The sequence below is a fragment of the Fulvivirga ligni genome (assembly GCF_021389935.1).
GTDB classification, from domain to species: Bacteria; Bacteroidota; Bacteroidia; order Cytophagales; family Cyclobacteriaceae; genus Fulvivirga; species Fulvivirga ligni.
This window is the reverse complement of sequence record NZ_CP089979.1, coordinates 3,757,519-3,774,370: the sequence shown is the minus strand read 5'-3', so window position 1 is coordinate 3,774,370 and position 16,852 is coordinate 3,757,519. Positions and strand designations below refer to the sequence as shown.

General features: G+C 38.4%; 14 protein-coding genes. 4 read left to right on the top strand and 10 right to left on the bottom strand.

Going from position 1 to position 16,852, the window contains the following annotated elements:
- Positions 1–55 precede the first annotated feature (55 nt).
- From LVD16_RS16085 to LVD16_RS16035, 10 genes are all read right to left on the bottom strand, one after another.
- Positions 56–2,431: an Ig-like domain-containing protein gene (locus LVD16_RS16085; protein ID WP_305038989.1), complete on the bottom strand. Its 2,376-nt coding sequence runs from the start codon at positions 2,429–2,431 to the stop codon at positions 56–58.
- Positions 2,432–2,487: 56 nt separating this feature from the next.
- Positions 2,488–4,869, bottom strand: coding sequence for an Ig-like domain-containing protein (locus LVD16_RS16075; RefSeq protein WP_233769294.1), 2,382 nt, complete (start codon positions 4,867–4,869; stop codon positions 2,488–2,490).
- Positions 4,870–5,094: 225 nt separating this feature from the next.
- On the bottom strand, positions 5,095–5,808 hold the full coding sequence (locus LVD16_RS16070) for a TVP38/TMEM64 family protein (protein ID WP_233769293.1): 714 nt from the start codon (positions 5,806–5,808) through the stop codon (positions 5,095–5,097).
- Between the two features lie 58 nt (positions 5,809–5,866).
- The gene (locus LVD16_RS16065) at positions 5,867–6,046 is read right to left on the bottom strand and encodes a hypothetical protein (protein ID WP_233769292.1); all 180 of its coding nucleotides are present in this window, start codon (positions 6,044–6,046) and stop codon (positions 5,867–5,869) included.
- A gap of 190 nt (positions 6,047–6,236) precedes the next feature.
- On the bottom strand, positions 6,237–6,518 hold the full coding sequence (locus LVD16_RS16060) for a hypothetical protein (RefSeq protein WP_233769291.1): 282 nt from the start codon (positions 6,516–6,518) through the stop codon (positions 6,237–6,239).
- Between the two features lie 114 nt (positions 6,519–6,632).
- Complete coding sequence (locus LVD16_RS16055; RefSeq protein ID WP_233769290.1) at positions 6,633–7,271, bottom strand: response regulator transcription factor; 639 nt, start codon at positions 7,269–7,271, stop codon at positions 6,633–6,635.
- 41 nt (positions 7,272–7,312) lie between these two features.
- On the bottom strand, positions 7,313–8,086 hold the full coding sequence (locus LVD16_RS16050) for a sensor histidine kinase (RefSeq protein WP_233769289.1): 774 nt from the start codon (positions 8,084–8,086) through the stop codon (positions 7,313–7,315).
- 675 nt (positions 8,087–8,761) lie between these two features.
- Positions 8,762–9,346 carry a hypothetical protein gene (locus tag LVD16_RS16045; RefSeq protein ID WP_233769288.1) on the bottom strand — a complete coding sequence of 195 codons (585 nt, stop codon included), beginning with the start codon at positions 9,344–9,346 and terminating at the stop codon, positions 8,762–8,764.
- A gap of 103 nt (positions 9,347–9,449) precedes the next feature.
- On the bottom strand, positions 9,450–10,037 hold the full coding sequence (locus tag LVD16_RS16040; protein WP_233769287.1) for a hypothetical protein: 588 nt from the start codon (positions 10,035–10,037) through the stop codon (positions 9,450–9,452).
- A 25-nt stretch (positions 10,038–10,062) separates the two neighbouring features.
- Positions 10,063–10,647 carry a hypothetical protein gene (locus tag LVD16_RS16035; RefSeq protein ID WP_233769286.1) on the bottom strand — a complete coding sequence of 195 codons (585 nt, stop codon included), beginning with the start codon at positions 10,645–10,647 and terminating at the stop codon, positions 10,063–10,065.
- 231 nt (positions 10,648–10,878) lie between these two features.
- Between LVD16_RS16035 and LVD16_RS16030 the strand changes: the two genes are divergently transcribed.
- The 4 genes from LVD16_RS16030 (at position 10,879) to LVD16_RS16015 (ending at position 16,829) form a co-directional block, all read left to right on the top strand.
- The gene (locus LVD16_RS16030) at positions 10,879–11,640 is read left to right on the top strand and encodes a hypothetical protein (protein WP_233769285.1); all 762 of its coding nucleotides are present in this window, start codon (positions 10,879–10,881) and stop codon (positions 11,638–11,640) included.
- Positions 11,641–11,753: 113 nt separating this feature from the next.
- Positions 11,754–12,368: an RNA polymerase sigma factor gene (locus tag LVD16_RS16025; protein ID WP_233769284.1), complete on the top strand. Its 615-nt coding sequence runs from the start codon at positions 11,754–11,756 to the stop codon at positions 12,366–12,368.
- 67 nt (positions 12,369–12,435) lie between these two features.
- The gene (locus LVD16_RS16020) at positions 12,436–13,440 is read left to right on the top strand and encodes a FecR family protein (protein ID WP_233769283.1); all 1,005 of its coding nucleotides are present in this window, start codon (positions 12,436–12,438) and stop codon (positions 13,438–13,440) included.
- Between the two features lie 119 nt (positions 13,441–13,559).
- Positions 13,560–16,829, top strand: coding sequence for a SusC/RagA family TonB-linked outer membrane protein (locus LVD16_RS16015; protein WP_233769282.1), 3,270 nt, complete (start codon positions 13,560–13,562; stop codon positions 16,827–16,829).
- The last annotated feature ends 23 nt before the right edge of the window (positions 16,830–16,852 follow it).

Here is a 16,852-nt window from a genome sequence, read left to right as displayed (position 1 = left end):
ACAGGCTGTCTGCAAACTGACAGCCTGTCTACCTATCAACTACTTACTACTACTACTACTCTTTATACACTTTATATGTTTCTGTCTGATCTCCTATCGTGATGTGATAAAAATATATCCCTTTTGGTGTGTCACTGGCTTCCCAGCTCACCTGGTAAATGCCTTTTCCATACTCCTCATCACTCAAAACCTGGATTTTTTTACCCATCACATCATATACTTCGATTAAAACTGGATTAGCATTTTTTACTTCAAAAGTAAATGTGGCATGATCCTGAAATGGGTTAGGAAATGAGTTTAAAGACATATCTGCACTGAACAATTTAGCTTGAAGAGCCCCTGATCCAAGGGCATCCAGATAGGCACGTTGTTCATTGGAGAAACCAAACCCCGTGAACGCGTCCCAATTGATAGACCATGACATGATTCCTCTTAAATCAGGGTAATTTTGGGTTAATTGATATTGACCTCCAAAAGGGATTCCCTTGATCAGGTAGTCTAATGCATTTTGTACTCCTTGATTACCAATATAGCCGTTTCCAGCTCCATTAGATGCAGGAACTCCCAACAAAACCTGATCCTGACCCAATGGCGGGAAAAATTTTGATTGATCACCTGTGATTGGAAATCCTTTAAGCAGCATGTCCACCAATGAAACATAGAAATCAGGATTTCCCATGCTATAATATGAATTATCTAAAGCGGTTATAGATCCTGAATTATAGTATTGTACTTGAAGAAACGTAAGCTTATCTCTTAATGCATGAATAACCGGCAAATAGGCGCCTGCCCTCCTATCCGCTCCAGCTGAAATGCCTCCATAGAAAGAGTATCCGAGCTGCACAAAAAAGGTTTCAGGGGCCATGGTCAATATAAAATCATCACCGAAATTATTGCAAACACCTTTAATCGCATCGATGGTATTTATGATCAGAGGGGTAGTAGGATTAGCAAAATCGTCATCACCAAAATTCAATGAAAGCGAGTGCCCTTCAAAATCGATATCCATACCATCAAATCCATATTCTTGGATAATTGAAGTCATTGAACTTATAAAATTGTTTCTGGCCGAGGTTGTCTCTAAGCGAACAGCACCATTTGCCCCACCAATTGAAATTATTACCTTTTTACCTTGATTCTGGAGATACTGAATATCAGCTTTAAAATCGGCTTCACTATAATCAGCTGGTGCATCGGAAGTTAAAGAAAACCCTAGTGTACCATCAGTTGCGGAGACTAACGGCTCAGCAAACGAAACATTCACAACATCCCATTTTAACGATACATCTCTAAGTTTTATAAAGCCTGTACCATTGTTGAAATTGTGCCAATAACCATTCAGTATACGAGCTGCAAGTTGATCATTACCCCCACCGTCCGTAGAAACGGTAATGTTCACATCTGAAGAAGTAGAAGATAGTCCCTCATTATCAAAGGCGACAGCCGTAAGAATATAGGAACCGGTCGTAACATTATTCAAACTATAATTATATGGGGCACTATTATCTTCACCTAAATAATTACCATTACTGTAAAACTCTACTTTGGTAACCTGTTGATCATCAGAGGCTGATGCTGATATATTAACATTAGTGCCTGGTATAAATGAACTTCCGTTATATGGGGAGGAAATACTCACCACAGGCGGTTGATTTTCTTCATTGCCACCCGTGCACTCACCTACAAGACTCCAGGCATCTTGCCAATGTTGACCAACACCTGGTTCATAAGCCCATGCGGCTGCCGAAGAGCACCATCCTGGAACATTACATTGATATTTATTACCAACATTAGAAACTTCCTGATTTTGACTATAACTAGTCCCAGCATTGTAAGTCGCTAATCCATCACAACCCTCACTACCACTGTCTCCACTTTCAACTGATATGTTTACAACAGCAGATATACTGGAAGCACCATCGTTATCCCATGATTTTGCTGAGATAGCAAAAAAACCTACTGCCACATTGGTCCAGGTGTATTCGTACGGAGCACTAAAATCTTCTCCCAGCAAAGTTGACCCTTGATAAAACTCAACCTTGGCAATGGATCCATGGGCGTCACTTGCAGTTGCTGAAATTAGAACGTTTGCCCCCTCCGTGAAGATTGCTCCATTCGCAGGCCCAGTCAAATTCACATACGGCACTTCATTTTCATTTCCACCGTCTCCATCACAAGGACCAAGGTTGGTCCAATGTTCGTAGGGATCTGAGTTCTGCTCAGGGTTATTGTTTTGTGTCCAATAATTAGCCTTATACTTCACTCCATTATAAGTGACCTGATCTCCTCCCAAATATACTTGTGTTGAGCTCCAGGCTGGAACTCCATTGCAATTCACCTCAGCCTTTAGAGTTATTGATTGAAGTATAAATACAAGAATAACCAAAGGTATCAGGGCTACTTTATGGTCAATATTATTATATGTTTTCATAATGATTAAGGTTAAAAGAGAAAGGTCGGGTATAATCAAACACCCGACTCTTTTTCTTATTTTTTATAAATCTTAAAGGTTTTAACCTCACCACCCACTGACAATCTGCCAAGATAAATTCCCGAAGTATTGTCTTTAGGAAACCACTCAACCATGTAACTACCTTTACTCAATACCTCATCTTTAAGTGTAGCCACTTTTCTTCCCAAAGTGTTGTATATCTCAAGTTTGGTGCGCCCCTCTTCCATAACTGAAAAAGCTATTTTAGCGGAATTTTCAAATGGATTAGGGTAAACTTTGAAGTCTTCGGTGAAATCTACAGTATTTATGTCAGCAGCTTTGCGTGCTAAAGGAGCAGACCCAAGCGCATCGAGATAAGCTCGATGATTATTGGAGAATTCATAGCCGTAATTGATATCCCAGTTGATAGACCAGGTCATGAGACCTCTAAAATTAGAGTAACCTGAGCTGCTCCTTAATGAATAATTTCCACCAAATGGAATTCCTTTGATCAGATAATCTAAAGCCTTATGCACATTGGCAGGTGTTGTATACCCGCCACCTGCTGCCGATGGTGATGCCGGTAGACCTATAGCGACCTGGTCTTGACGCAACGCAGGGAAATCGACTGGATTTCCAGCTACCGGAAACCCTTGAAGTAACATTTCAGCCATAGCTACATGAAAATCCGCTGTACTTTGAGAGTAACACATGCCATCCAACCCAAGCATACAACCGGAGTTATAGTGCTGTACATGAATGTAATCCATCTGATTGCGTAGAGCATAAATAACAGGCAGATAAGCACCATAGATGCCTGCATATGTACTATAACCTCCTTGAACAAAAGCCGTTTCAGGGGCCATAGATAGTACGAAGTCATTACCATAGTTATTAATGACCGTCTGCGCACCCTGAATGAAATAAACAATCTTAGCAGAGACTGGATTTCTAAAATCACTGTCACCAGCACCCAAAGATAAAGAGCTACCCTCCAGGTCTATGTCCATACCATCAAATCCGTAAGTGTTTATGATGTTGATCATGCTACTACTAAAAGCAGAAGCATCGCCTGAGCTACTTACATCGATAGCACCATTAGCACCTCCAATAGAAATCAACACCTTCTTACCTTGGTTTTGTAAATAGGCCACATCGTTTTTAAACTCCTGAGTAGAAGAATAAATACTGTTATCAGGCGTGAAAGTCATGGAAGAACCATGCACCGTGGTTGGTTCTGCAAAAGCAATGTTGATCACGTCCCATTTAGCAGAGACATCTCGTAGCTTAACTACACCAGAACCGTTGTCAAAATTGTGCCAATAGCCCACCAACAGCCTATCTGGAAGGTCTCCACCACCGCCGCCGGAGCCATCTGAGGTTACACTGATATTCACAGGATTCGAGGTGGTAGATGTTTCTGCATCATCGGCTACGGCTGTTAAAGTATAAGAACCTATGCCCACATTACTCCAGGTAAAGCTATACGGACTAGAACTATCTTCTCCTAGATAACTACCATTACTATAAAACTCCACTTTGGTAACCGCCACATCATCAGAGGCATTAGCAGCAATGGTGATGGTAGCGCCATCTATGTAGCTGCTCCCATTAGAGGGACCGGTTATGCTTACAGAAGGTGCTTCATTACCTCCATTACCACCGCCACATTCACCAACTAATGACCAGGCATCTTGCCAATGCTGTCCTGTTCCTGGAGCATAAGCCCAACCTGCTGAAGATGAGCACCAACCGGGTACATTACACTGATATTTATTGCCAACGTTGGCTACTTCCTGATTCTGTGTGTAACTGGTTCCAGCAGAATATTGAGGCAAGCCATCACAGCTGCCTCCGCCACCACCCGAGGAAGTCACTGAAATGGAAACTATGGATGAATTGGCAGAAGCATTGTCGTTATCAAAAGCTTTGGCTGATATCGAATATGAGCCAACGGCTACATTATTCCAGGTAAAGCTATAAGGGGAACTTGAATCTTCTCCTAATTTAGTGGCTCCTTGATAAAATTCAACTTTGGTGATGGAACCGTCGCTATCTGAAGCATTCGCACTTAGAGTAATGTTATCACCAGAAGAAAAGGATGCTCCGTTAGATGGTGAAGTAAGACTAACTGTTGGCGGTTGATTGGTGTTTCCTCCCCCTCCTCCATCGCAAGCACCTAGATTAGTCCAATGTTCGTACGGATCAGAGTATTGCTCAGGATTGTTATTCTGAGTCCAATAATTAGCCTGGTACTTATAGCCGTTATAAGTGACTTCTGATCCTCCAAGATATACTTGAGAAGAGCTCCAGGCAGGCACACCACCACAATCTGCATCAAAGGCTTGAGCAGATTGAAATATTAAAACAAACATTACTACGGTTAGCCAACTATAGTAATTTGGATTAACGTTTTTGGTTAAATAAAAATGTTTCATTTTGGTAGATTTAGGTTAAACTACTCACTAGCAGAAACCTAAAACCTGGCCATTATGTATTCATAACTTTTAAAAGACTGAGAATGAAGTTAGTTTCATTTGAATATAATTTAGGTTCAGGTTTAGGATGAAATGCCAGTGCATTTGGAACCTACTATTTATAGAAATGAAAATCGATTTACAATTTTATTAGCTTACTGGTAAAGAACTATCGCTAACTGGTGATCAGTCTTCTGATTTCTTCTTTTTACGCTTTTTATCCCACCATACATAAGCTAAAAACATAACTAGACTGACCACTGATGCCCAGATCATACCTGTTTTCAGTCGATCACTATTCTCTCCTAAATAAGCTATAAAAATGGTAAGTGGTGTGATACCTAATAAAGTAGCTCCGATGAATTTCCAATAGCCCATGCCTAAAATTCCACCTACAAAACTTACGGCATCATTAGAAAGAAATGGACTAATTCTAGTCACAATTACCGCCCAGAAGCCATAATCGTCAATAAATGATTCTACTTTTTTCTCTGACTTTTGGCCCAGTATTTTGGCTACAACGGGTGGGCCCAAATATGATCCTATCCAATAGCCTATGCTTGATGCGCAGAATACAGCCCCTAATATAAGCAGGCTGCCCCACCATGGGCCGTAAGCTAATACTGACACTACCATGAGTAATGGTGATGGAATAACCAGAAGAAACATCTGGAGTATCATGGTAATGATGATAACTATGGGGCCGAAGGCACCGAATTGGTCGACCCATTGCCTGGTTCTTTCCTTATCTTCACTGAGAAGAACGTCCCAAGCTTCTTTAAAAAACTCGTTGACGCTGGGTATGAAAAAGTAGCAGCACACTACTGCTGCTACTAATCCTATTGATATTATTAAAGGTAATTTGCTTTTTTTAACAGGTCCTGAATCTTTCTTAGCCATTTTTATATTTATTCAATATAAACTGACTCAAAAGAAGATTGTTTGATCTATACCGCTATTAGTTCAGACTATTGAGCTTTTGATGAATTTCAATGAATCCCTCATTAATGGAAACTTCTCTGTATCTAATCTTCTCCAAGGTATTATCAATGCAAACTAAAAAATCTAATTTGTCATTTTCTGATAAAGAATTTAAACCCGCTCCTGGCACTACCACTTTTCCTTTCTTATGATTCATAATTCTAAAAATTTAAAGATTTGAAAAAATTATTACATCAATGATACCAATTATCTAAATGTGCTGATAATCAGAATATTACAAAATATTAACCCAAAATTATCATTAATATTTCTCCCAAAATGAGAAATATTGTTAAATAATGGAAACAAAAATGTAAAAATATTCAATAATCCTACACAAGACAGGTTTAGAAAGCTGAGGAATTCGAGCTATTTAGGAAGGTATTTGTGAAAGGCTCTGGAGAAGAAGATAGTAATATTTCAGGATAAATAATGGGAGCGCCAGCATCATTATATTGACTAATGTCAGTGGCAGAAGGGCTTTCTGAATTGCGCGATGTAATATATGCAGAAGAATGCATAAGCGAAACTACCGTTAAGAGTATACACGTAATTAGGATAGTCTTAAGAATGGTATCCAGCTTGGTAACGTTTTTTATAAACTTGTTTGATAGTAATTTAATATCCATGGCAATTGAGTTAAAGGTCTCACTTTATACTTCAAATTTATCACCACAGTAGCAGAGCAACCAGAGGAAAAAGTCGCTTTGTTTTAGGGGATTATTCCCCTTTTAATTTATGATCTAAACACTATAAATATTATGCTTTATTGCGTAAATAACAAGTCCTATACGGCTTTTTACTTGCAACTTGTCGAATAATGATTCACGATAACCGTCTATGGTTTTGGGACTTAGAAACATTTCTGAGGCTATTTCCTTATAAGTCTTCTCCGTACATACCAACTTTAAGAATTCAATCTCTCTGTCCTTCAGATGTATTTCTTCAGTTTCCGGCTTATGCATAGATGTCATTACCGTATTGGCTACTTCATCCGAATAATAGAAACCCTTTTTAATAACCGTTTTTAAGGCATTGTGAAATGTAGTTGGATGGATATCCTTCAACAGATAACCCTTGGCTCCTGCTTTCAACATTTTGATGATTGTATGCTCATCATTATCCATGGACAATGCTAATACCTTTATATCCGGAAATTTGGTATTTAAAGCTTTCATGGTTTCAATGCCATTCAGCACCGGCATATTTATATCCATAAGCGCTATGTCAGGGATATTGTCCTTATTTTCCAGTTTATCCAGCAGCTCCTGACCATTTTTCATGTGGTATAACACTTGAAACTGATCAAATGTATTTACCAAATTCTCTAATGCCTGAGCAAATAGAATATGATCATCTACTACAACTACCTTATATTTCATTGATAAGCAATTTCATTCTAATAAATGAAGCCAACCATAGATTACAATGCTACGGCCTGAAGATTATATTTTAATAAAATTCTGGCGCCTTGTTTTTTAACAGATCTGATAGAGCACTCCGCTCCTATCATTTTGGCTCTACTGCGCATATTGAGCAGACCAGAACCGCTTTTTAGGTTCTCAGGGCCGAAGCCAATGCCATCGTCTTCAGCCTCTATAGTTAAAGCCTCATTTGTGTAGGTCAAATCTACAGTTAAATGTTGAGCTTTAGCATGTTTTATAACATTTGAGAAGAATTCCTGTAATATTCTGAATATAATAATTATATCTCTCTCTTCAATATCAATCTCCTCACCATGTACATTTAAATCGGCTTTCAGAAACTTTAAACGGTTAAAACGCTCTAATTCTAACCTGATAGATTCAACCAGGCCCAAACTGCTGATCATTTCAGGATTAAGTGCTTTGGAAAGTAATCTGATCTGGCTCAGACTCTCTCCTATCAGCTCATTCACCTCTTCTAAGGACTCACGCATGCCATCTGGAATAGTGAGGTTGAGGATGTTAATTTGCATGCGAGCGGTGGAAAGAAGCTGCCCTACGTTGTCATGCAGCTCCCAACCAAAATTTTTCAGCGCTTGCTCTTTTATTTCAGTTTGAGTCTTGACCACCTCTTCCTCAAATAAGCGTTCTGCCTCACGCTTCTCTATCAAATATTTGTTTTTCTTACTTTGGAATATGGAGAAGAATACTATTAGTATAATAACTAAAATAGTGACAGTAATAGTGGCGACTAAAATTATTTCTTGCTCCATATGAATTGGTTAATTAGAATATTTATTACTAATCAAGAATCCTATAACAAAACAACCGTACATGACGAAATTTAAGATGAAGAAAATTAAGGTTATACTATCAGAACTTAACATATCAGGCAAAAAATTTATTCCAATTATATATGGGATAATGCCAGCATGAAACAAAATCAATCCAATACTTATCCAAAACATTAAATTCTTTTGAAAAAATAGAATCTTCTCAGTTTTTAGAATTTCAGCAAAATATAAGCTAATGGTTACAATTAATAATATCACCCCTGTTACAAATTGCATACTGTGAAAAGGTGCAACGACAGAAGGAGGCTGAAATAATGTAAAATTTATTGTTACTATAAGTATAAATAAGATCAAGATGTAGGTAATTAACTTTTTGTAAAGTCCATCCGAGATTATACTTCTATATAAACTGAAGTAATAAATGAATTGAATTGTTGTCAATAAATTGTACAGTAAGGTATTCTCCCATTGAATTCCTCTAATTTTCAATATATACATTGTAAATTCTACAATAGCGAAAATCCAGACTAATACAATGAAGTATTTAATGATCGTATTTGCATACTTTCGATAATAAACCGTTCCGACGATTGCTGTTAATAGTTCCAAATATTTCACCAAGCCTAACAACCCTAACACTGCAAATAATCTATTTTAATAACAATTTGGTTTACACATTTCTGCTAAGTTTGCTATTGAGCTAGTAGTACCGGATTCTGTACGTTGCTCCGCATTCATCAAACTTTTAGCAGTACCTCCTTTGCCTGATAATAGTCTTTCAATAGGAACTGGTGTACCATCTTCATTCATAAACTTAGGGTCAAAAGCTATGTGCTTGTCTTGTTTTTCATCATAATAGGTAGGTACATACATATAGGTCTGATAACCAGCTTGTTCGTTTTTAGGGTCATTATCCGGATAAGCCACATAGTACATGCGCAAACCAGAAATCTTCTTCCCATGACTACCTGCTTCCTTTTCTAAATAGGCTATATAGTCTTTATAAAATTCTATAGAATGCCAACCATAACGTGAATCTTCCGAACCTTTTAATTTAGCTAATGCGTTTGCTCTGCTTTGATAGGCCTGATAAAGATCTCCAGCCCTGGAAAGGGTAATAAGTTCTTTTGGAGGTGTAACATTATGTCCTCCCGGATCAGTACAAGCAGCTATTGTTAACAGAGCTACAATGCAAGCAAAAGACAAAGGATAGGTAAGGTTGATCAATTGATTTTTCATAATTCTAAATGTTTAGGATACGGCAAATTATGAATATCTGAACTAATTTATAGGTGGAGTAATCAAAAAGGGGAAAATTCCCCTCTTTGTATTTGATTATCAGTTAGTCACAATGAGGCTTACACATTTCACCAAAATTTGCAATAGAGCTTGAGCTCTCTGCATCCATCACTCTACTACCATCAGAATACTTATACTCTCCTGTAATCATACCATGCACATCTAGAGGCTTACCATCTTCATCTAGCAGCAGTGGATCAAAAGCAATGTGCTTTCCAAGTTTTTCATTAAAATAGGTAGGTACATACATATAAGTTTGGTAGCCCTGTGCTAGATTACCTGCATCATCTTTTGGATAAGCCACATAGTACATTCTGATACCGGATATTTTAAAGCCGACTTTTTCAGCTTCCACTTCCAGGTAAGCAATGTAGTCCTTGTAAAAATCAATGGAATGCCAGCCATAAGTGGCATCTCCTTCTCCTTTCAATGTTGTCAAAGCAGCGGCACGTTGTTGGTAAGCATTGTAGAGATCTTTGGCTCGGCCAATGGTGATAGTGTTGGCTGGTTTCGTGACGAATGTAGAGGCTTCAATATCATTTGACTCAGCTGGGGTTTCTTCGTTTTCTTCGCAGCCAAGAACGAAAATGACTATGATCAAAGCTAAATATTTAAAGTCCTTAAATTTCATGATTTCCGTGTTTTGATTCGATAATTTATTGACAATGAGGTTTACACATTTGGGCAAAATTTGCAATGGAACTTGAGGTCTCTGCATCCATTACTTTACTACCATCAGAATACTTATACTCGCCAGTAATCATTCCATGGACATCTAGTGGTTTACCATCTTCATCCAGCAGCAGTGGGTCAAAGGCAATGTGCTTTCCAAGCTTTTCATTAAAATAGGTAGGCACATACATATATGTTTGGTAGCCCTGTGCTAGATTACCTGCATCATCTTTTGGATAAGCCACATAGTACATTCTAATGCCGGATATTTTATAGCCGACTTTTTCAGCTTCAACTTCCAGGTAAGCAATGTAATCCTTGTAAAAATCAATGGAATGCCAGCCATAAGTGGCATCTCCTTCTCCTTTTAGTGTGGCCAGAGCGGTGGCACGTTGCTGGTAAGCATTGTAGAGATCTTTGGCTCGACCAATGGTGATTGTGTTGGCTGGTTTGGTTACGAATGTAGAGGCTTCAATGTCATTTGACTCGGCTGGAGTTTCTTCGTTTTCTTCGCAAGAAAACATTACTCCCACAAAAAGGAGTAAGTAAGCTAGATTTTTTAAGTTCATAAAAGATAAAGTTTAGTTAATAATATAATTATTAGAATAATTAATTTATCTATATAAACTATAATCACATCTATTTATTATAAATCATTAAAAATTTAAACTTTTATAAATTTTCCTTGTATCAATTTTTACAAGAATTACATTCAATAAGCATACATGTTATAATCAGCGGTTACTTTCCCCGTTTATACCACATAAAAACGTAAATTATTGCAAACAACTCAACATACTATGAAATCAATTAAGTATTTAGCTTATAGTTTTGCTCTGGTAGTAGCGTTAGCCTCATGTTCTAAAGACGATGAGGTGAAACCAGAAAATGACCTGGAACAAGCAGAATTAAGTTTTAGCGCGGAGAATCCTCCCATTGAAATCCCAACAGCCTTACAGAATTCAGACAATGAATATGCTGTTCAAATTAGCGGTTGGTTGAGTGCCATAAACGTCAATCTTGCTGAACAAGTGAAGAATATCCCTGAAGGCGCAGAGGTTTCTACTACACCTATCACTGCAAAATCTACTGGTGGTAGAATAGCTGCAACTGCAGAAAATGTATTGGTTTACACCTGGTCTTATGGAGGTCAAGGTCAATCGATTACCATTGCATATCAGGTTTCTGAAAGTGATGACAAATATAAGTTTGATATCTTCTATGACTTTGACGGTGAAGGTTACATTCACTATGTTCATGCAGAAGAGTACAAGAACAGAAAAGAAGGTTTTATCGACTACTTATTTGGAGGTGACACTTACGTATTGAGATATCAGTGGAAACAAGATGCTGACGGAACGTTCTATTTTGATTTTCTAGCAGAGGAGTTTATGGGGTATAGAGTTAGTGTAGTTGTTAACCCTGACCAATCAGGAACTATAGAATACTTCATAGAAGGTGAACTAAACGTAAAAGCTACCTGGAATAGCACAGGAACTTCTGGATCATGGATATACTATGAAGATGGAGAAGTTTCAGAAACTTTTACCTGGGAAAGCTAAAATCAAAAAATCTAATTAAAAGCGGCTGCGGCCGCTTTTTTTATGTCTACCAGTTTTTATAAATGTAATAAAAACACTTAAGTGCTTTTTTTTGCTTAAATTTCCAGTTGGAAATGAGGGAAGTATCGCACATCAACCACTCCTTTGATAGCTCTGATAAGGACCGTTCATTAGCTAGTCAAAAGCATCAAGCCACTGATGATGAGCGGCTTTGGTTAGATTTTAAAACGGGAAGCGAATCAGCTTTTGTTGCTATTTACAATAAGTACTTTCAAATTCTCTATAACTATGGGAGGCAGCTTTCGGGCAACAAAGAGCTGATCAAAGATTCCATTCAAAATACTTTTGTGAGTATAAGAAGCATTAGAAAGAAGCTACCTCAAGTCAACTCTGTGCAGGCTTACTTGCTAAAATCCTTCAGAAACAATCTCATCAAGGAACTTAAAAAGCTGAAAAAAGTTTCCTTTACTGACGACTCTCCTCTTGACTTTCAAATAGAGGCTTCAGCAGAACAGACTTTAATTGACAGACAGTTTAATGAACAGCAAATTCAGAAAATGTCTGAGGCCATGACTCATCTTTCTTTCCGACAGAAAGAGGCTATTTATTATTACTACTATAACGATCTGAGCTACTCTGAAATTAAGGAGATCATGGGATTCAAAAGTGTTGAAGCCACCAGAAACCTGCTTTATAGAGCAATAACCGCACTTCGAAAAAATTTTTAAAAAAATCTGATTTTGCGTGATGGTGTTTTCACCTCCTTGATCTCATAAGGGTAGACAACAGAGATAAATGGAGCGAGAGCATCATACCATAGAAGATTTCCTTTTAGATAAAGAGTTTAAGAAATGGGTACTCAACCCAGATGCTAATGATCAGCTTTTTTGGGAGAAGTGGCTGCAAAGCAACCCAGAGCAAAAAGACAATGTTCAAAAGGCTAAAGAGCTCTTACTCAGCTATCGTTTTAAGTCTGTAGAAACTGTTAGTCAGGAAGAAAAAGAAGATTTATTAGCTGCTATACTCAAACCACAACCTACAAAGAAGTCGGGCTACCGTTCAGTTTGGAAGTTTGCAGTAGCTGCTTCTATAATCATAGCTGCTGTAATTACCTTCATAAACCTTGATAAAAGTACGGAGGTCATCGAGGCGCCGGCCATTTCACAAGTGGTTAAACAAAACCCAGTCGGACAAAAATCTAAGGTGTCTTTACCGGATGGCTCCAAGGTATGGTTAAATAGCGATAGCAGGATCTCCTACCCTTCCGAATTTCAAGATGAAAGAATTATACAATTAGAAGGTGAAGCATTTTTTGAGGTGGTTAAAGACCCCAGCAAGCCTTTCAGGGTAAATGCAGGTGGTGTTATCACTACCGCTTTAGGCACTAGTTTCAACATTAATGCCTTTAATGAGAACGAAAGCATTGACGTAATGCTAGTCACTGGAAAAGTTACGGTAGCTAATGAAGACAATGCCAATGAACTTCTATATATCAGCCCTGGGGAGCAAGCCACTTACTTAAAGGCCGAACATAGCTTAAAAAAGTCTAGATATAATCTGCATGATCTGCTATGGAAAGATGGCATTATCAGTTTTGAAAAAGCAGATTTCAACACCATTAAACTCACCCTGGAAAGATGGTACGGCATAAAAATCAATAGCCAAAATAATAGCAGAAGGCTTTCATACACCGGTGATTTTGATAATCAGAGCCTGGAAAGAGTACTTGAAAGAATGGCTTTCTCAGAAAGGTTTACTTTCCAGATAGAAGGAAAAAATGTCAATATAAAATTTGAATAGAAGATACTATGAAAACTAATACCTCCTAGAAAAAATAAGCCTGGAATAAGAAAGTACCAGTTTCTTATTCACAGGACTTACTACTGTTTAAAAATTCAATTAATAAACCTCATTAAAGTATGAAATATAAAATACTTAAAAAAATTCTTATGCTTTCAAGATGGTGTTTGTACATTTTTGCATTGCATACGGTGTTTTTTTCATTCGCTGCTGCAGAAAGTAAATCCCAACAGTTAGACCAAATCAATGTATCTGTTAAGCTAGAGCATGGCACCGTCATCGATGTTTTTTCACAAATAGAAATGCAGTCGCGCTTTAAGTTTGCCTATGAGTCTGAAGATTTACCTCAAGACATTACGTTTAATTTTGAGGGCAATCAGCAATCGATTGCTGCTATTTTGACTCAGGTAGGAAAAAAGGCCTCACTTAACTTCCGGAGAGTAAATAACAAAATAGATGTTGCCAGAAACATAGTGGAGGCAGAACCCAAGATTGAAGAAGTAATCGTAGAAAAAACAGTTACCGGAACTGTGCACGATGAAGATGGTAATCCGCTGCCTGGCGTTAATATTCTGATTCAAGGTACTACCAAGGGCACCATCACCGACTTCAATGGCGCATTCACGCTGGACATGACTGATAATCAGAATGTTCTAATATTTTCATTTATCGGATATGTAAAACAAGAAGTAGCATTAGATGGTCGTACAAGTCTGAATATTACCATGCAGCCTGACGTTACATCCCTTACGGAGGTAGTAGTTATAGGCTATGGTACTCAGGAAAAAAGCGATGTTACGGGTTCTGTGGCCAGTATAACCGAAGAAGATTTTAACCCGGGACAGGTCACATCTCCTGATCAGTTAATTTCAGGTAAAGTAGCTGGTGTTCAGATCACCTCCAATGGTGGAGCTCCTGGTTCTGGTGGCACCATCCGTATACGAGGTGGTTCGTCTTTAAACGCCAGCAACGATCCGCTGATAGTGTTAGATGGAGTGCCATTAGATAATAACGGTGTAGCGGGCTCTTCTAACCCATTAAGCTTCATAAACCCTAATGACATTGAGTCTGTAAACGTGTTGAAAGATGCATCTGCTACGGCTATTTATGGCTCAAGAGCATCCAATGGCGTATTGATCATCAATACCAAAAAAGGAAAAGCTGATCAGGAAATGAGGGTTAACTTCAGAACCTTAACCTCCGTTTCTCAGGTTACTAAAACTGTTGACTTACTCAGTGCAGATGAATTTAGAACTGCCGTGCAGACCTACGCCAGCGAAGAACAGCAGGCACTATTAGGAGATGCTGATACCGATTGGCAAGATGAAATATATAAAACTGCTGTAAGCTCAGATAACAACCTGAGTGTTATGGGTGCTTATAAAGGTTTACCGTACAGAGTATCAGTAGGATATCTAAATCAGGATGGAATATTAAAAACCTCTAATCTACAGCGAACTTCAGGCGCCCTAAGCCTAAACCCAAGTTTGTTTGACAACAGTTTGAAAATAAATCTTAATCTAAAAGGAATTTATTCTAAGAGCAGATTTGCCGATCAAACAGCTATAAGCAGTGCTGTAGCTTATGATCCTACGCAACCTGTATTCATCCAAAATGATTTTGGAAACTACTTCCAATGGGTGGGTGAAAATGGTACACCTAACACGCAAACGGCTTATAACCCGGTAAGCATCCTGGCTCAAAGAGGTGATTATGGGGAAGCAAAAAGAAGCATCGGTAACTTACAATTAGATTATACGCTTCCATTCTTAAAGGAACTAAAAGCAAACCTGAACCTGGGTTATGATATATCTGAAAGTGAAGGTTCCATTACTCTTCCGGCTAATGCCGCTTCAGTATTCGCACAAGGAGGCAGCTTTAATGAATACAGCCAGAGTAAGTCTAATCTATTACTGGATTTTTACCTGAATTATAAAAAAGATTTAGAAAACCTCAACAGCGCCGTTGACTTCACTGCGGGTTATTCTTATCAGGATTTTGAAATTCAAAATGATACTTATCCAGTTCTCAATATTGAAGGAGATACAATAAGACCAGCAGCGATAGCTACCCGTCCGCAGTATAGGTTAAAATCTTATTTCGGAAGGCTTAATTATACTTTCAAGGATAAATATTTGCTTACGGCAACGGTGAGAGCTGATGGTTCATCAAGATTTAGTGAAGACAACCGCTGGGGGTTATTTCCATCTCTAGCCTTAGCCTGGAAAATAGATCAGGAGAGCTTCTTGGTAGACTCTAAAACCGTTTCGCAATTAAAGCTAAGAGTTGGGTATGGTATCACAGGTCAGCAGGATTTTGGTGAGTACTTCCCCTATTTGCCCAGATATACACAAAGTAACAGCAGCGCCCAGTACCAATTTGGCAATGAATACATTAATACGCTCAGACCAGAAGGTTACGACAGCGAAATTAAGTGGGAAGAAACCACAACCTATAATGCAGGTATTGACTTTGGTTTTTGGAATGACAGACTATCAGGTAGCCTGGATTATTACTTCAAGCGCACCGATGACCTACTGGCTTTCATTCCGCCCGCGGCAGGAACGAATCTTACTAACCAGATTTTCACTAACGTAGGCAGCATCGAAAACAGAGGTATAGAGCTAGGTTTAAACTTCAATGCCATCAGCGGTGAAAAATTTGAATGGGACTTTGGTATTAATGCTACTTATAATACCACCGAAATTACAAGTTTGAGCAAAGTTCAAAATGAGGATTCTGAAGGAATAGCTGTAGGCGGAATTGGTGGCGGAACGGGTAATACTATTCAGATACATACAGTTGGTAATCAGCCTTTTGCATTCTATGTATATCAGCAGGTTTATGATGAGAATGGCAACCCAGTAGAAGGAGTTTATGTAGATCAGAATAATGACAACCTGATCAATGAGCAGGACAAATACCGTTATAAATCTCCGGCACCTAAGGTGTATTTCGGATTCAATAACACCTTCTCTTATGATAAGTGGAGTTTGAGCTTCTTGCTAAGAGGAAGCCTGGGTAACTATGTTTATAATAACATCAATTCGGGCAATGCCGTTTACAGCAACCTTGAATATAGCGGGTACTTAACTAACCTTACAGCTAACGTTCTGGAAACTAATTTCAGAGGTACTGATTCCAACAGGTTATTCTCGGACTACTACATTGAGAATGCATCTTTTGTAAGAATGGAAAACATCAGCCTTACCTACCAGGCCGGCAGATTCTTCAATGAAAAGCTTGGATTACAGCTTAATGCCAACGTTCAAAACGCTTTTGTGATCACAAAATACAGTGGTTTAGATCCTGAAATTTCAGGTGGAATAGACAATAATTTCTACCCTCGCCCCAGAGTATATTCTTTAGGCGTAACGGTTGATTTTTAAGAACATCACAAAAGAAATTCCTA